Genomic DNA, 14,755 nt, shown 5'->3' with positions numbered 1-14,755 from the left:
TGAAACTTAGCGCTAAATATTTGGCTAAGTGGCAAACGTTAGAACACGCTAGCTTAATATTAAGTATGACTAATGAGTATTAGTGCTATGGAACCGGTACCATCAACAAAAAGTGAAGGATAACGATGAAAAAGATATTACTAACAGTTGCGGTTACCGCAATGATGATTCCAGCAGTATTTGCGAATAATTTCAAAGAAACAGCTGATGCCATTGAATACCGTCAAGCTGCTTTCGGCTTAATTGCTTATAACTTTGGTGATATGGGCGCGATGCTAAAAGGTAAAAAACCTTTTGATGCAGCGGTGTTTAGTTCTCGTGCAGATAATGTTGCCGCACTATCAAAACTACCACATGAAGGTTTTATTGACGGTTCTGATAAAGGCGATACTGAAGCTCTTGCAAAAATTTGGCAAGATAAGGCTGACTTTGATAGCAAAATGACTGCATTCCAAGATAATGCCGCAGCGTTAGCTATTGCTGCTAAAACAAGTAATGAGAACAGTATTAAACAAGCTTTTGCTAACACTGGTAAAAGTTGTAAAGGTTGTCACGACGTTTACAAAAAAGACTAAAGTTACCTGGAGCTGAACAAGATTTAAATCGATTAGTTTAAGCAAGCAATAAGTCGTTCAGACCTGTAACCCAAAAGAGTAAAGCCCATGCACATGGGCTTTTTTATTGCTGATTAACGAGTGTTCGATGAGTTTTTGGTTCGATTTCGTTCGAGATAAACGTGAGATAATCAAGCGAGTGGAACACTACCTAGCAATCTAAGCAGCATTTCACTCAACACAGAATAACACGCTTTTAACCTACACCTTAGGGCAATGTTTATTGGTCATATCTACTAGGGTATTGGCTTTTCATGTCAAATAACGACACAACAAAGCTCCCAGCTTAATCACTGACAACTTCAACTACAAACCAACAATTCACAGCAAAAAATTAAAAATCAACAAACCCTAATATAAATTTATAAATAACTGACTACAGGTTCAAGCAACCACCACCATACACAGACAAATATGGCTAATACGATAATTAACGCTATCCAAGGCGAACGTAAACGAGGTGGGGTTATCTGCTTGCTAGCCAGTTTATAACCACTAAACATTGCTTTAAGTATATTGTCACCTTTAGCGACATGGACAACTACCGCAATGATGTGAATCGCGGCCATAGCTAAAATAATATTGAAATTGGTTTTATGTAACCAAGTTAACCATCCTGCTGTATCTGACGATACAAGATACGTCAATGGACCTTCGGTAAAGATATCATCGGTAGCAAATAATCCGCTAATTAATTGCAGCATAATGATGCTTAACAATAAAATGACCATATACCCACCTAGTGGATTATGGCCTATCGACTTGGGTTTGGGCTGTGCTTTTGCGTAAGCAATAACTTTTTTAGGTGCAACAAAAAAATGTGTAAACTTAGCGGTATCGCTTCCTATAAAGCCCCAAATTAATCTAAATATAATCAGTGTCATCAACAGGTACGCTAGTATCTGATGCCACTGCATTTCTCCTATTTCAGCTGTCCACCATAATCCGCCAACTAAAGACACCATGGCCCAATGAAAAAAACGGGTTGGAAAATCCCATACCTTTATTTTTTGTTGTTCTATACTCACTAATAACAGCCCTTATAAATTTGCTTATAAGTCGATTATAAGCCAATCAAAAATGAATTAAATCACATCATTAAGAGTATTGTGTTTAATGTGGGAAATATTTGCTCAGCAAAATAAGCATTTTGAGCAGATTACGGAGATTGAGGGCAGATGCTTGGCTGTTTTGTTTAAAATACCAGCAAAATAAATAATATATCATCAACTTATCTATTCAAATATGGCGCAATTTATACCGTACCACAAGTAGATTTTAATGCTTTTTATTGAAAAATGTCTAAGAGATCAAATAAGCTGTGTTCGATGTTTTTTGCCATCTAAAACGTGATCAAGATCACAATACTTATGGTTAATCTTGGTAATCTGGAGTTAAGCAAACAACAAGAAGGTTCTAAATATGCTGAAAATCACTAGCAAACAACTTGAAGTCACTGCCCTTATCCGTGAACGTATCGAAGGACGATTAGAAAAATTAAGTCGACATGATATTCAATTAATTAATCCGCACATTATTATCAATCAAGAAAAGCAGTTGTTTAAAATAGAGGCATCAGTTGGATTACCTAGTGGAGATTTATTCGCCCAGGCAAAAAGTGAAAACCTATACGCAGCGATAACTGCAATGGGACAAAAGCTGGAAAAACAGCTAAATCGCCTGACCCATAAACCCCAGGCTCAACGCCATGTATCATTACCAAATGACACAGAAAGCGAATTTGAGTATGTCTATAAGGAGGAAAACGCAGCTTGATGTTATTTATCTCTCACCAGCGCACCCTCGGGTGCGCTTTCTTTTGTCTGTAATTAACGCAAGTCTGTATTAATGAATAAAATTACATTGACAGCAGTCTGCTAGGGCTTTAGTTTTAACCCATGAACAAAAATATATTCAGCCTTTTTATTTTCTTTTTTATTCAGCCCACCCTTGGAGGCGGATTTTCTGTGTAAAAACGAAAATGAAAATTCTAAAGCCTCCCAAATGGGAGGCTTTTTTGTCTTATAAGCACTGCTGTATGAATCAATACATCAGTATGTAGCGTTATATTGAGGTCTATATGCAAAAACCACCCGCGTTAAGTCAAACTCGCGAACAGATCACTGCTCTTGATAAAGCGCTATTAGAGTTATTATCTAAACGCCGCCAATTAAGCTTAAATGTAGCTCGCAGCAAAGAAATTGATGTTAGGCCAATACGAGACACTCAAAGAGAAAAAGAACTGCTCGAAAGACTCGTGCTACAAGGTCGAGAACAAGGTCTTGATGCTCACTTTGTCATCTCCCTTTATCAAAGTATTATTGAAGACTCAGTGTTATTTCAACAAACCTATCTTCACGGCAGAGCAAATCCAGACACTCAAAAACAACAATATACTGTGGCTTATTTAGGAGCGAGAGGCTCTTATTCATACTTAGCAGCTAGCCGTTACTGTTCTCGTCGCCAAGTAGAAATGCTCGATTTTGGCTGTAAAAGTTTTGATGACATTGTTAATGCCGTCGAATCTGGTCATGCTGATTACGGCTTTCTGCCGATTGAAAATACCTCTTCCGGATCTATCAATGAAGTGTATGACGTGCTGCAACATACAACACTATCGATTGTCGGCGAAACAACCATTGAAGTCAGTCACTGTTTACTCACGAAACCTGACAGTAAGCTAGCTGATATAGAAACTATCTATGCGCATCCGCAGCCAATTAGCCAATGTAGTCGTTATTTAAGCCAGCATCCTAATATTAAACTTGAATATTGCTCCAGTAGTGCTGAGGCAATGACAAAAGTTATCGAAGCGAAGAGTAACACTGTCGCTGCAATAGGCAGTGCAGAAGGCGGAGCCTTATATCAACTGATTGCAATGGAACAAGGTTTAGCAAACCAAAAGATTAACCAAAGTCGGTTTATCGTTGTCGCCCGCAAAGCCTCTGCAGTACCGTCTCAATTACCCGCTAAAACAACCTTAATCATGGCTACAGGACAAAAGCCTGGTGCATTGGTAGAGGCATTACTGGTTCTTAAAGCGCATAACTTGAATATGAGCAAATTAGAATCTCGCCCTATTCCAGGAACGCCATGGGAAGAGATGTTTTATCTCGACATAGATGGCAACTTAGCCACAGCAGAAGTTCAACAAGCGATTAAAGAGCTAGAACGCCTTACCCGTTTTATTAAAGTATTAGGCTGCTACCCCTGTGAAACGGTTAAACCAACCCAGCTATCGCAAGCCCAGCTATTGATTGAACCAGGCAGTTCAAAACAACAACTAATCAAGTCTTTACCCAATAGCCAAGCAAAGCATTCACGCGACTATAAATCACAAGACACTCAGTTATTTTGTCAACATTTACAAATAGGTGCCGGACAGTTTAGCGCATTACAGCAAATTAATTTGCCGATAGATAATACCGAACTAGCCACCCAAGCTAAGATTATCAAAGAATCAGGTTTTCAAGCTATTTTGCTCAACGATTTAAAGCAACAACTGAATGAACAAGAGCTAAAACAGCATGCACAAGTGATTGAGCAAGCCGGTTTAGTATGCATAATGCAAGTAGATCATGAACAAGAGTTTAGTATCGCAAGCCAATTAGCAGACATGTTGATTTTGAGCGGTAAACAAATGTATAACACCGACATGTTAACCTTAATTGGTTCAGTCAATTTGCCGGTGATATTAGAGCGAAATACCATGGCTAGTGTTGACGATTGGCTACAAGCCGCCGATACGGTCCTTAGCCACGGTAATCAACAATTAGGCCTATGTGAGTCAGGAGTGCGAAGTTTTACTCATCCTGAGCAATTAAGCCTCGATTTAGCGGGGCTAGTTGAAGTTAAACTACGCAGTCATTTACCCGTTATTGTTAATACTTGTTTTAGCAGTAATGCTGCACTGCTGAGCACTAATGCGATTGCCGTAAAACAGCTAAAAGCCGATGGCATCATTATTATCCATCAAACGCAGTTGTCATATGCTGAGTTGCTCCACGACTTATACCAGATAAAATAAAACATCTACTATGAGTTAAAGGTTATCAAACTATTTTATCGTGAGCCGACCTTCACTCAAGACAATAAAAATGCCGAGATATTATCTCGGCATTTTGCTTCACTAGTCGCTTCTTTTACTTAAACTGCAAGACCATCATTAAGACTGATCCAGCCTTTGAAAATACGATAACTAAACCAACTAACACCTAGGATGTACATTGGTAAACTTAACCATAATGGACTTAACCAATAACCGGCAATAAAAAATGGACACAGGCCGATTATACTCATGCGTTGCCAGCGTAAATGGCTACCTAGCACAGAATCTGGATTAATATTTTTCTGGATCAAATTAAACCAAAGGCTCAATAATACGGGAACAAAAAACAATGGAAAGGCACTCATTAAACCATAAAGAAAATGCCCTAAGGAATTATCTTCAACCTGTTGAATAGGCAGTGTATTCGATGGCATCATCGACATAGGGTTATCCTCCAAATGCAACTACGTTTACTGAGCTAACACGGTTTTATTACACTACAGTGCTATTTAAACATAAGCTTTGTGTCACTATTTCGCAATATTTAGATTAATTAATAATGCTTCATTTAACAGCAATTCACTTCGACTCGGAATACAAAAAGACAGTAAAGAAATAAAAGTAAGTGATTTTACCGAACCCTACACCACTGCATCTGTTTGTTTTCTACTGTTCAATACAACAATAATGATGGGGTAAAACAAATTTGAAAACGGTTTAGTACCCCAAATACAAGTTAACTGCTTTTCATATCGTTAACAGATTGCAACATGGCGCGACTTTCGTGTTGGAACTGAGGAGCAAAATCACCAAACCATTTCGCCACTCGCTGAAATTGCTCAACAAAGGCTTGTCTATTTCCGGTTTGCAACATGGTTAATGCATCACGATAATTATCAAGATAATCACTTATCGCATGTTGACTACCAGCTTGTGCAAATATGATATCGGCATAAAGCTCAGGATCTTGAGCAAATAAACGTCCAACCATGGCCAACTCTAAGCGATAAATAGGTGAGCTAAATTGCAGTAGATTTCCAATATCAGCTTCTTCTTTACACAGGTTGACACCATATACAAAGGTTGAAAAGTGACGCATAGCTTGCACTAGTTGCATGGCTTTATCATGACGTTCGGCTTCAGCTTCGACAATACGAGCCCCCCAAATCTCAATCTGCTGTAGCAACCATTGGTAGGCCTCTTGATGACGACCATGGCACACTACCACCACTTGTTTGGCAAGACTGCCAACATCAGGGCCAAACATCGGATGTAGACCGACCACAGGACCACTATGGGCTGCTAACATTGCCGCTACGGGCTCTTCTTTAATTGAAGTAAGATCAGCTAAAATACAATTGTCAGGTAACTGAGTTAATTTTTCGCGAATAACCTCGCAAGTCACATTTATAGGCACGGTAACAATCACCAGTCCAGCCCCAGAGAAAATAGCTGCGGCCTCTTGCCAATCATTTTTATCGATACTTTTAACTTCATAACCAGAAAGAACTAACATCTGGCTAAATAGCTGTCCAAGTTTGCCCTGACCACCGACTATCACCACATGACCCAGATCTTGTTTAACCTGCTTGAAACCAACATCTTTCTCATTTAAATAAGATTCACGCATAAGCCGGCGTAATATATCTTCAATTAACTGTGGTGAAATGTTCATGCTTTGCGCTTCATTTCGCCGCTTTGCTAACATGGAGGCTTCACGTTGTGGAGCATAAATAGGCACACCAGCGGCATGTTTTACTGCGCCAACTTGTGCAACTAAATCAAGGCGTTTACGTAATAAATGCAGTAATTGTTGATCAACGCCATCAATTAAATCACGAAGATGCTCTAGGCCTGCTGTGGTTTTTTCATTCATCTGTTTATCCATTAACCGTTGACGACCTGCAGCGAATCAAAACGTGTTGGTAACACTACAGACAACTGGTTAGCGCCTTGTCTTAAAATAGTTTCAGTGGTTTCCCAGTCAATGCAGGCGTCAGTAACAGAAACACCATATTTTAGCTCTGCTAAGGGTTTATCTGAACTCTGATTACCTTGATTGAGGTTACTTTCAAGCATAACACCGATGATAGATTTATTACCTGCTTCAATTTGATTAAATACATCTTCACAAACGTTTTTTTGACGTAAATGATCTTTTGATGAATTACCGTGACTACAGTCAATAACTAACCGAGCACTGAGCTTGGCTTTATGAATTTGAGCCTCACTTTCAGCAACACTGTGCGCGTCATAATTAGGTGATAAGCCACCACGTAAAATAATATGACCATCAGGGTTACCAGCAGTTTGTAGTAATGACACTTGGCCCTCTTGGTTAATCCCCATAAAGCGATGACTACTAGCAGCAGATTTCAGTGCATTAATAGCCACCTCCAATTTGCCATCGGTACCATTTTTAAAACCAACAGGCATTGATAGACCTGAAGCCATTTCACGATGAGTCTGAGATTCAGTGGTTCTTGCGCCAATAGCAGACCAAGTAACTAACTCAGACATATACTGCGGGCTTATTGGATCAAGTGCCTCAGTAGCAATGGGTAGTTCAAGCTCAGCAAGCCAAATCATCAGCTCACGAGCCATTCTAAGACCTTTCTCTACATCAAATGACTCATCCATGTCAGGATCGTTAATCAAGCCCTTCCAGCCCACTGTTGTACGAGGCTTTTCGAAATAAACTCGCATTAAAATGTAAAAGTCATCGCTGAGCTCATCATGTAACTTTTTAAGTTTTAATGCATACTCTTTTGCTGCTGCAATATCATGAATAGAACAAGGTCCAGTGACCACAAGCACGCGATTATCCCGTTTATGAACAATATCTGATACTTGCTTGCGTGCATTAAGGATATATTGATAAGCATGAGTTGATAATGGTAGTTCTTGCTTTAACTCTGCAGGAGTGACTAGCACTTGCTCTGAACTAATGTGCACATTATTAATGGTATCTTGTTGCATACTTATCACTCTCTTTTGACGACAGACCTAAGGTCACTAATAGATTAATATTCTAGATATCTGATGGCTAAACTCAGTAACACTGTAACGCTACACCATTACAAGTTAAAAGCAACTATGCCTGTGCCATGGCATTAGGGCAAGGGTTATTTATACAAAAAGTTAAAAATCATTTAATCGATGATTTTTTATACAAAACGATACATCTAAACGACATTAATTACGGGATCCGCTTATATCTTATTATGGTTAGGTCACTCTTATCGCTAACCCGGAACTGTTTTTGAGCTTTACTTTTTTAAAGCGCTACAAACAAAAACCCGCCTTTCGGCGGGTTGTTGTGCGAACACTGCATCTTTATTCTGTATCGGTAACTATTACTTAGTTGCCAATTTTTCACGGATACGTGCAGACTTACCTGAACGCTCACGTAAATAGTACAGTTTAGCACGACGTACACGACCGCGACGCTTAACTTCGATGCTAGCAATTAACGGGCTATGCGTCTGGAAAGCACGCTCAACACCTTCACCATTAGAGATTTTACGTACTGTGAATGCTGAATGCAGACCACGGTTACGCTTAGCGATGACCAAACCTTCAAAAGCCTGAAGACGCTCTTTTTCACCTTCTTTAACACGTACTTGAACTACTACTGTATCACCAGCACCAAAATCAGGTACATCTGTTTTCATTTGCTCATCGTTGAGCATTTTAATGATGTTGTTCATAATTACTCCATCCTAGTAATAACTGAGCGTTGACTATGCGGACTTGTCCGTTTCATTCACGAACTGCGCTAATAAAGTCGATTGTTCGTCAGTCAGAGCTAGATTTTCAAATAATTCTGGCCGTCTCAAAAAAGTTCTTCCGATACTTTGTTGTAAACGCCAGAGTCTAATTTTTTCGTGGTCACCGCTTAACAGCACTGCGGGTACGTCAAGACCATCCAATTGTTCAGGGCGAGTATAATGAGGACAATCCAGTAGGCCATCAGAGAAAGAATCTTGCTCTGCTGACGCTTGCTTGCCAAGTACACCAGGTACTAAACGAGCCACTGAATCGATTAATGTCATTGCCGGTAACTCGCCACCCGAAAGTACGTAATCACCGATAGACCATTCTTCATCTACTTCAGTTTGAATAATGCGCTCATCAACACCTTCGTATCGACCACACACTAAAATCAAACTCTCTGATTTAGCTAACTCAGTAACGCCTTGCTGATCCAGCTTGCGTCCCTGAGGAGACAGATAAATCACTTTTGCCCTATCACCTGCAGCAGCTTTTGCCGCATGGATAGCATCACGCAAAGGTTGCACCATCATCAACATACCTGGTCCACCACCATAAGGGCGATCGTCTACAGTATTGTGTTTATCATGGGTGAAATCACGAGGATTCCACGTTTGCAACTCAAGCAGGCCGTTTTTCACGGCTCGACCCGTAACCCCAAAGTCTGTAACAGCACGAAACATCTCTGGAAACAGGGTTATTACCCCTAACCACATATGTTGTACCTCGACTTAGAAGTCAGGATCCCAATCCACTAAAATCTGTTTCCCTTGCAAATCCACCTGTTTGATGAACTGCTCAGGGACAAAGGGGATCATACGTTCCGCTTTGCCGAAGGCATCTTTGGCATTAGCTTTAACTAGTAGTACATCGTTTGATCCTGTTTCCACGATCTGTTCAACAATACCCATGTTATAGCCGTTTATATTGGTCACTTCGCAGCCGATAAGATCACGATGATAGAATTCACTGTCATCCAATTCTTTCATTTGCTCAGACTTGATAGCAATCTCACAATTTGTGAGCATTTGCGCATCTTCTCTGGTAGCAACACCCTCAAGTTCAGCCACAACAGCTTTACCTTGAAAACGCCACTGAGCAACCTTAACTTCACGCCAAACGCCTTGTTCTTTTATAAGCCAAGGCGAATAATCGAAAATACCTTCAACAGAATCGGTATAGGAAGTGATTTTTAGCCAACCTTTAATACCATGACTGGAGCCTAACTTTCCCAGTACAACTAGCTCTTGGTTACTACTCATCTATCTATACCTTATACGCAATTAAGCAACAGCTTTACGCGCGTCTTTGATCAGTTTTGCAACACGGTCAGATGTTGCAGCGCCAGTAGCAACCCAGTGCTCAACACGATCAAGATCTAAACGTAATGTTTCTTCTTGGCCACGAGCCAATGGATTGAAAAAACCTACACGTTCGATGAAACGACCGTCACGAGCATTGCGGCTATCAGCAACAACGATATTGTAAAATGGACGCTTTTTTGCGCCGCCACGAGCTAAACGAATGGTAACCATGCGTTTTATTCCTCTAATGATTTGCTAGAAGCAAAAATAAAAACTGGAACTCCGTGTTCGCAAAGAGTCCCAGAAAGAAAGCCGGAAGATTTTACCTGACTTTTGAACTAATGCAACCAAAACTGATGATTTTTAGCTCACCCGTTTTGTTGTAATAAAGTCAAAAATATAACCTAACCAACTGATTGAATTTAAAATTAACTAATTTAGCACTCGAAAGATGCTTATATTATCGACCCGGAAACTTCATTCCAGGCGGTAACATTCCACCCATTCCACGCATCATCTTCTTCATTCCACCTTTTGCAGACATCTTTTTCATCATTTTCTGCATTTGGGTAAATTGCTTTAATAAGCGGTTTACATCTTGAATTTGAGTCCCAGAACCGCCAGCGATTCTACGTTTACGCGACCCTTTAATCAAATCTGGGTTTTTACGCTCTTTGGCGGTCATCGAATTTATGATGGCTTCCATTTGTCCAGTCATCTTACCGTCTTGAACCTGAGCTAATGCTTCTGGTGGTAATTGACCCACACCAGGAAGCTTCTCAAGCATGTTCATCATTCCACCCATGTTTTTCATTTGCTGTAATTGCTCACGAAAATCTTCTAGGTCGAAACTGCCACCTGATTTTACTTTTGAAGCCAGTTTCATCGCTTTGTCTTTATCGACACCGCGTTCAACTTCTTCAATTAATGACAATACGTCACCCATACCGAGAATACGCGAAGCAATTCTGTCTGGGTGGAAAGGCTCTAATGCATCGGTTTTTTCACCAACACCTAAAAACTTAATCGGCTTACCGGTAATACTGCGGATAGATAAAGCAGCACCACCGCGAGCATCACCGTCAACTTTGGTTAAGATAACCCCCGTTAAAGGCAAAGCTTCATTAAATGCTTTAGCCGTGTTGGCCGCATCTTGCCCTGTCATGGCATCGACGACAAATAATGTCTCGATTGGGTTTACAGTAGCATGCAGCTGCTTGATTTCATCCATCATGGCTTCATCAACATGCAGACGACCTGCTGTATCGACAATGACCACATCAATGAATTTTAATTTTGCATAAGTGATTGCTGCTTTAGCAATATCAACTGGCTTTTGGCTCACATCAGACGGAAAGAATTCAACGTCGACTTCAGTAGCTAATGTTTCAAGTTGTTTGATTGCCGCAGGACGATAAACATCCGCACTGACCACAAGTACCGATTTTTTATGGCGTGTGCGTAAAAACTTACCTAATTTGGCAACCGAGGTCGTTTTACCTGCGCCTTGAAGACCCGCCATCATGATTACAGCTGGAGGAATGGCCGCGAGATCGAGGGCTTCATTCGCCTCGCCCATGGCTTTTTCAAGTTCGTTTTGAACAATTTTGATAAAAGCTTGCCCTGGGCTTAAGCTTTTTGACACCTCTTGACCCACAGCGCGTTCTTTTACGCTGTTAACGAAGTCTCTAACAACAGGTAAAGCGACATCCGCCTCAAGCAGCGCCATACGCACTTCACGCAGAGTTTCTTTAATGTTGTCTTCTGTTAAGCGACCACGGCCACTAATATTTTTTAGTGTGCGTGACAGTCTGTCAGATAAATTCTCAAACATTGAGCGGCTCTTTTAAGCATAACAATAATTGCGCCCATTATACCCAAGCCACTCTAAATTACGATACTTGCAACGAGAAGAACTCAAACACTAGCCAATTTTGTACAAAATAATTATCGAAAACGCGATGAAACTGTTAAATTTTGGGTCTTAGGTCACTGCCATGTTAGGCCGTGATCATGTTAATCTAATACAAATAATGAAAAGGTCATGCTTTAATAGTATTGTTCATTACTCAGGCGCAGTTTTTTCAGCATTAACGACTAAGATAGGTTGATTCTAAATGGTTATTTTTTCCGCGGCAGCCATGCTTTTTTATTGTTTAGCATTGGTTTTAGTAACGAGCCGACTTTTTCATGTTGAAGGGCCTAATCGTAAGGCCGTTATGGTGGCTTCTGGTATTGCCGTCATCATGCACGGGTTTGCGCTTTCGAATGCAGTGTTTACCGTCGATGGACAAAACTTTAGTTTAACTAATGTGATCTCCTTGGTTAACTGGATCATTGCATTAACGTTCACCATCACAATGCCTCGACTTAAAGTCATCATTGTTGTACCCGTTGTGTATGCCTGTTCAATTATCTCTGTAGCACTTCTATGGTTAGTGCCACCGCAGTTTATTACTCACTTTGAAATACACCCGGAGCTCCTAGCGCATGTAGTATTATCATTAATGGCCTACAGCGCATTGATGATAGCGGCTATGTACGCCATTCAACTGTTATTCATCCAGAATAAACTGAAGAAAAAACAGATGATGATGAGCCCTGCTATGCCGCCATTAATGACGGTAGAAAAACAGCTTTATCATCTAATCATTATTGGATTTATTTTACTGAGTTTATCGCTGGTAACTGGCTTTATCTTTTTAGAAGATATGTTCGGTGACGGTAAAGGGCACAAGGCCATATTATCAATAATCGCTTGGGTGGTTTACGCTGTTATGTTGTGGCAACAATATACTGTCGGCTGTAGGATCCGCACCGCAGTGATTTACAGCTTATCTGGCGCGAGTTTACTTTCACTTGCATATTTTGGTGCAAGGATTGTTAAGGAATTGATATTAAACTAATTTTAATTATTTTTAACGTGTATAGCCTAATCTATACAATTTAAAAATAACCGAGATAACTTGACTCTAACGGCCAATAATAAATAATGGCCGTTAAATTAATGACAATTTGGCCTTTAGGCCAATTTCACACTACTTCATGGGGCCCCTTTTTTGGACGCTATATCTACCAGCGCACTCCTTATTTTCCTTTTGGTTTTAATCGTGATTTCTGCTTATTTTTCAGGTTCAGAAACCGCAATGATGAGCCTCAACCGATACCGCTTACGACACCTTGCATCCAATGACCATAAAGGCGCTATACGAGCCTTAAAGTTACTCGATCGCCCTGATAGGCTTATTGGGCTTATCCTTATCGGTAATAACCTGGTCAACATCCTTGCCTCAGCCATTGCCACTATTATTGGTATGCGCTTGTTTGGTGATATGGGTGTTGCGATTGCTACAGGTGTACTCACCATTGTGGTGTTAGTGTTTGCTGAAGTTACTCCTAAAACATTTGCCGCCTTACATCCTGAGCGCATTGCCTTCCCATCTAGTATTTTATTAGGTTGGCTATTAATTTTATTGTCGCCTTTTGTTAAAGCAATCAATTTAATTACGTCGCTGTTTTTACGCTTGATGGGCATCAAAACCGTCAAAACAAGTGATGCATTAAGCCAAGAAGAGCTGCGCACTGTTGTTCATGAAGCCGGAGCCTTAATCCCACAGCGTCACCAAGAGATGTTACTGTCAATTTTGGATTTAGAAAAAGTCACAGTCGAAGACATCATGATTTCACGTTCAGATATTTACGCAATTAACGTTAATGATGATTTCAGATTAATTAATAAGCTCGTGGTTCAGAGTCCTCATACTAGAGTATTGGTGTATCGCGATAACATTGATGATGCCGTTGGCTTCATCCATTTGCGTGATGCATTACGCTTGCAATCAAAACAGCAATTCAGTAAATCATCATTATTACGCGCAGTAAAAGAGTTGTACTTCATTCCAGAGGGCACACCACTAAACGTCCAGTTGACTAATTTCCAACAAAATAAAGAGCGTATTGGCTTAGTTGTTGATGAGTATGGTGATATTCAGGGATTAGTCACATTAGAAGATATTCTGGAAGAGATTGTTGGCGATTTCACCACCTCAATGATGACCACTGCCAGTGAAGACATTAATATTCAGCAAGATGGTAGTTTCTTAATTGATGCCACGATTAACATTCGAGACCTGAATAAAGAAATGAAATGGAACCTACCCATAGATGGTCCTAAAACATTAAACGGTTTAATCATTGAGTTTCTTGAAGATATCCCTGCTGTAAACACCAGTTTGCGTATCGTTGATTACCAAATAGAAGTCATCGATGTGGCGGATAACATGATTAAGACTGTCAGAGTGTTACCGACTAATTTAGAGTTAATTGAAGATACCGATTAAACTCCAATCGATAAAAAAGGCGCTAATAGCGCCTTTTTTATGACCATTAATTCATCCACATTAGTTGGAAAGTTTAGCTTCTAATGCTCGGCGCTTTTCACGTGCAATGGGAGTGATTTGTGCCGCTAAGTCTTTTTCTAAACCCATCATAAAATATAACTCTGCCATTAAAAAAAATGGCCCTATCAGAAGTTGATTAAGATCATCCATAAAAGCAGGCTTAGCCTTTTCATAATGATGGCCAATAAACTGCATCACCCAGCCGATAACAAAAATACTGATAGCAATAATAAACGGGTGTGAAGTATGAACAACCTGCTCACTGGTGTATAGCACAGGCAGAATAAATAACACTAAACCAAGCGCCAGTCGCATGTGAAGCGCCATGTAATAGCCCAACACCAACACTGTTAATATCATCGCTACACTGATTTGGTAATCTTGCCAGTCAAAACGAATGGTCCCCAGCATTAAAAATGCTGACCAAATAATCATCGGAACGCCAATAAAGTGGGTTTTAATATTTTGCGGATTTAAATGCACACTTTTGTAAGTTGAAAGTTGTTCTACTGCAGATTTCATTTTAAGTCTCTTTAATTGTTGTTATCTTGTTAATTTACTCCAATTAGGCCGATTTTAAAAGACCACAAAAAAAGGCGCTAATGCGCCTTTGAT

General features: G+C 40.1%; 15 protein-coding genes and 1 other annotated feature. Of the genes, 5 read left to right on the top strand and 10 right to left on the bottom strand.

What is annotated here, in order from left to right:
* The first annotated feature begins 125 nt into the window (after window positions 1-125).
* Window positions 126-575, top strand: coding sequence for a cytochrome c (locus H5164_RS01250; protein ID WP_124017128.1), 450 nt, complete (start codon window positions 126-128; stop codon window positions 573-575).
* Window positions 576-976: 401 nt separating this feature from the next.
* Here the strand turns inward: H5164_RS01250 and H5164_RS01245 are convergent, their stop codons facing one another.
* Complete coding sequence (locus H5164_RS01245) at window positions 977-1,642, bottom strand: cytochrome b/b6 domain-containing protein (RefSeq protein WP_182754371.1); 666 nt, start codon at window positions 1,640-1,642, stop codon at window positions 977-979.
* Window positions 1,643-2,036: 394 nt separating this feature from the next.
* Here H5164_RS01245 and hpf point away from each other — a divergent pair, with 394 nt between their 5' ends.
* On the top strand, window positions 2,037-2,390 hold the full coding sequence (gene hpf / locus H5164_RS01240) for a ribosome hibernation-promoting factor, HPF/YfiA family (RefSeq protein WP_124017126.1): 354 nt from the start codon (window positions 2,037-2,039) through the stop codon (window positions 2,388-2,390).
* A gap of 124 nt (window positions 2,391-2,514) precedes the next feature.
* Window positions 2,515-2,636 (top strand) — a sequence feature (Phe leader region).
* A gap of 58 nt (window positions 2,637-2,694) precedes the next feature.
* Window positions 2,695-4,641 carry a prephenate dehydratase gene (gene pheA, locus H5164_RS01235; protein WP_182754368.1) on the top strand — a complete coding sequence of 649 codons (1,947 nt, stop codon included), beginning with the start codon at window positions 2,695-2,697 and terminating at the stop codon, window positions 4,639-4,641.
* Window positions 4,642-4,760: 119 nt separating this feature from the next.
* On the opposite strand, the gene H5164_RS01230 is transcribed toward pheA, so the two are convergent.
* The 8 genes from H5164_RS01230 to ffh form a co-directional block, all read right to left on the bottom strand.
* A complete protein-coding gene (locus H5164_RS01230) occupies window positions 4,761-5,105 on the bottom strand; it encodes a hypothetical protein (protein WP_124017124.1) in 345 nt (114 codons plus the stop codon).
* 293 nt (window positions 5,106-5,398) lie between these two features.
* Window positions 5,399-6,538 (bottom strand): bifunctional chorismate mutase/prephenate dehydrogenase, encoded by a 1,140-nt coding sequence (gene tyrA, locus H5164_RS01225; protein WP_124017123.1) that lies wholly within the window; start codon window positions 6,536-6,538, stop codon window positions 5,399-5,401.
* 11 nt (window positions 6,539-6,549) lie between these two features.
* On the bottom strand, window positions 6,550-7,641 hold the full coding sequence (locus tag H5164_RS01220; protein WP_124017122.1) for a 3-deoxy-7-phosphoheptulonate synthase: 1,092 nt from the start codon (window positions 7,639-7,641) through the stop codon (window positions 6,550-6,552).
* Window positions 7,642-8,018: 377 nt separating this feature from the next.
* Window positions 8,019-8,372 carry a 50S ribosomal protein L19 gene (rplS, locus tag H5164_RS01215; protein ID WP_011638365.1) on the bottom strand — a complete coding sequence of 118 codons (354 nt, stop codon included), beginning with the start codon at window positions 8,370-8,372 and terminating at the stop codon, window positions 8,019-8,021.
* Window positions 8,373-8,405: 33 nt separating this feature from the next.
* Complete coding sequence (gene trmD / locus H5164_RS01210) at window positions 8,406-9,152, bottom strand: tRNA (guanosine(37)-N1)-methyltransferase TrmD (RefSeq protein WP_124017121.1); 747 nt, start codon at window positions 9,150-9,152, stop codon at window positions 8,406-8,408.
* A gap of 15 nt (window positions 9,153-9,167) precedes the next feature.
* Window positions 9,168-9,698: a ribosome maturation factor RimM gene (rimM, locus tag H5164_RS01205; protein ID WP_124017120.1), complete on the bottom strand. Its 531-nt coding sequence runs from the start codon at window positions 9,696-9,698 to the stop codon at window positions 9,168-9,170.
* Between the two features lie 21 nt (window positions 9,699-9,719).
* A complete protein-coding gene (rpsP, locus tag H5164_RS01200) occupies window positions 9,720-9,971 on the bottom strand; it encodes a 30S ribosomal protein S16 (protein WP_124017119.1) in 252 nt (83 codons plus the stop codon).
* A gap of 229 nt (window positions 9,972-10,200) precedes the next feature.
* Complete coding sequence (ffh, locus tag H5164_RS01195) at window positions 10,201-11,574, bottom strand: signal recognition particle protein (protein WP_124017118.1); 1,374 nt, start codon at window positions 11,572-11,574, stop codon at window positions 10,201-10,203.
* 283 nt (window positions 11,575-11,857) lie between these two features.
* Here ffh and H5164_RS01190 point away from each other — a divergent pair, with 283 nt between their 5' ends.
* Window positions 11,858-12,646 (top strand): inner membrane protein YpjD, encoded by a 789-nt coding sequence (locus tag H5164_RS01190; RefSeq protein WP_124017117.1) that lies wholly within the window; start codon window positions 11,858-11,860, stop codon window positions 12,644-12,646.
* A 153-nt stretch (window positions 12,647-12,799) separates the two neighbouring features.
* A complete protein-coding gene (locus H5164_RS01185; RefSeq protein WP_182754364.1) occupies window positions 12,800-14,080 on the top strand; it encodes an HlyC/CorC family transporter in 1,281 nt (426 codons plus the stop codon).
* A 60-nt stretch (window positions 14,081-14,140) separates the two neighbouring features.
* Here the strand turns inward: H5164_RS01185 and H5164_RS01180 are convergent, their stop codons facing one another.
* Window positions 14,141-14,662 (bottom strand): DUF962 domain-containing protein, encoded by a 522-nt coding sequence (locus H5164_RS01180; protein ID WP_182722527.1) that lies wholly within the window; start codon window positions 14,660-14,662, stop codon window positions 14,141-14,143.
* Window positions 14,663-14,755: the final 93 nt, after the last annotated feature.

Origin of the sequence: Shewanella sp. SG41-3 (assembly GCF_014164545.1) — a bacterium.
Lineage (GTDB): Bacteria > Pseudomonadota > Gammaproteobacteria > Enterobacterales > Shewanellaceae > Shewanella > Shewanella vesiculosa.
This window is presented reverse-complemented; position numbering and strand designations above follow the sequence as displayed.

Excerpts from the sequence above, each read along its gene's own strand:
- H5164_RS01250 (WP_124017128.1), top strand. The coding sequence starts at position 126 with ATGAAAAAGATATTACTAACAGTTGCGGTTACCGCAATGATGATTCCA.
- hpf (WP_124017126.1), top strand. The coding sequence starts at position 2,037 with ATGCTGAAAATCACTAGCAAACAACTTGAAGTCACTGCCCTTATCCGT.
- pheA (WP_182754368.1), top strand. The coding sequence starts at position 2,695 with ATGCAAAAACCACCCGCGTTAAGTCAAACTCGCGAACAGATCACTGCT.
- H5164_RS01230 (WP_124017124.1), bottom strand. The coding sequence starts at position 5,105 with ATGTCGATGATGCCATCGAATACACTGCCTATTCAACAGGTTGAAGAT.
- tyrA (WP_124017123.1), bottom strand. The coding sequence starts at position 6,538 with ATGAATGAAAAAACCACAGCAGGCCTAGAGCATCTTCGTGATTTAATT.
- H5164_RS01220 (WP_124017122.1), bottom strand. The coding sequence starts at position 7,641 with ATGCAACAAGATACCATTAATAATGTGCACATTAGTTCAGAGCAAGTG.
- rplS (WP_011638365.1), bottom strand. The coding sequence starts at position 8,372 with ATGAACAACATCATTAAAATGCTCAACGATGAGCAAATGAAAACAGAT.
- trmD (WP_124017121.1), bottom strand. The coding sequence starts at position 9,152 with ATGTGGTTAGGGGTAATAACCCTGTTTCCAGAGATGTTTCGTGCTGTT.
- rimM (WP_124017120.1), bottom strand. The coding sequence starts at position 9,698 with ATGAGTAGTAACCAAGAGCTAGTTGTACTGGGAAAGTTAGGCTCCAGT.
- rpsP (WP_124017119.1), bottom strand. The coding sequence starts at position 9,971 with ATGGTTACCATTCGTTTAGCTCGTGGCGGCGCAAAAAAGCGTCCATTT.
- ffh (WP_124017118.1), bottom strand. The coding sequence starts at position 11,574 with ATGTTTGAGAATTTATCTGACAGACTGTCACGCACACTAAAAAATATT.
- H5164_RS01190 (WP_124017117.1), top strand. The coding sequence starts at position 11,858 with ATGGTTATTTTTTCCGCGGCAGCCATGCTTTTTTATTGTTTAGCATTG.
- H5164_RS01180 (WP_182722527.1), bottom strand. The coding sequence starts at position 14,662 with ATGAAATCTGCAGTAGAACAACTTTCAACTTACAAAAGTGTGCATTTA.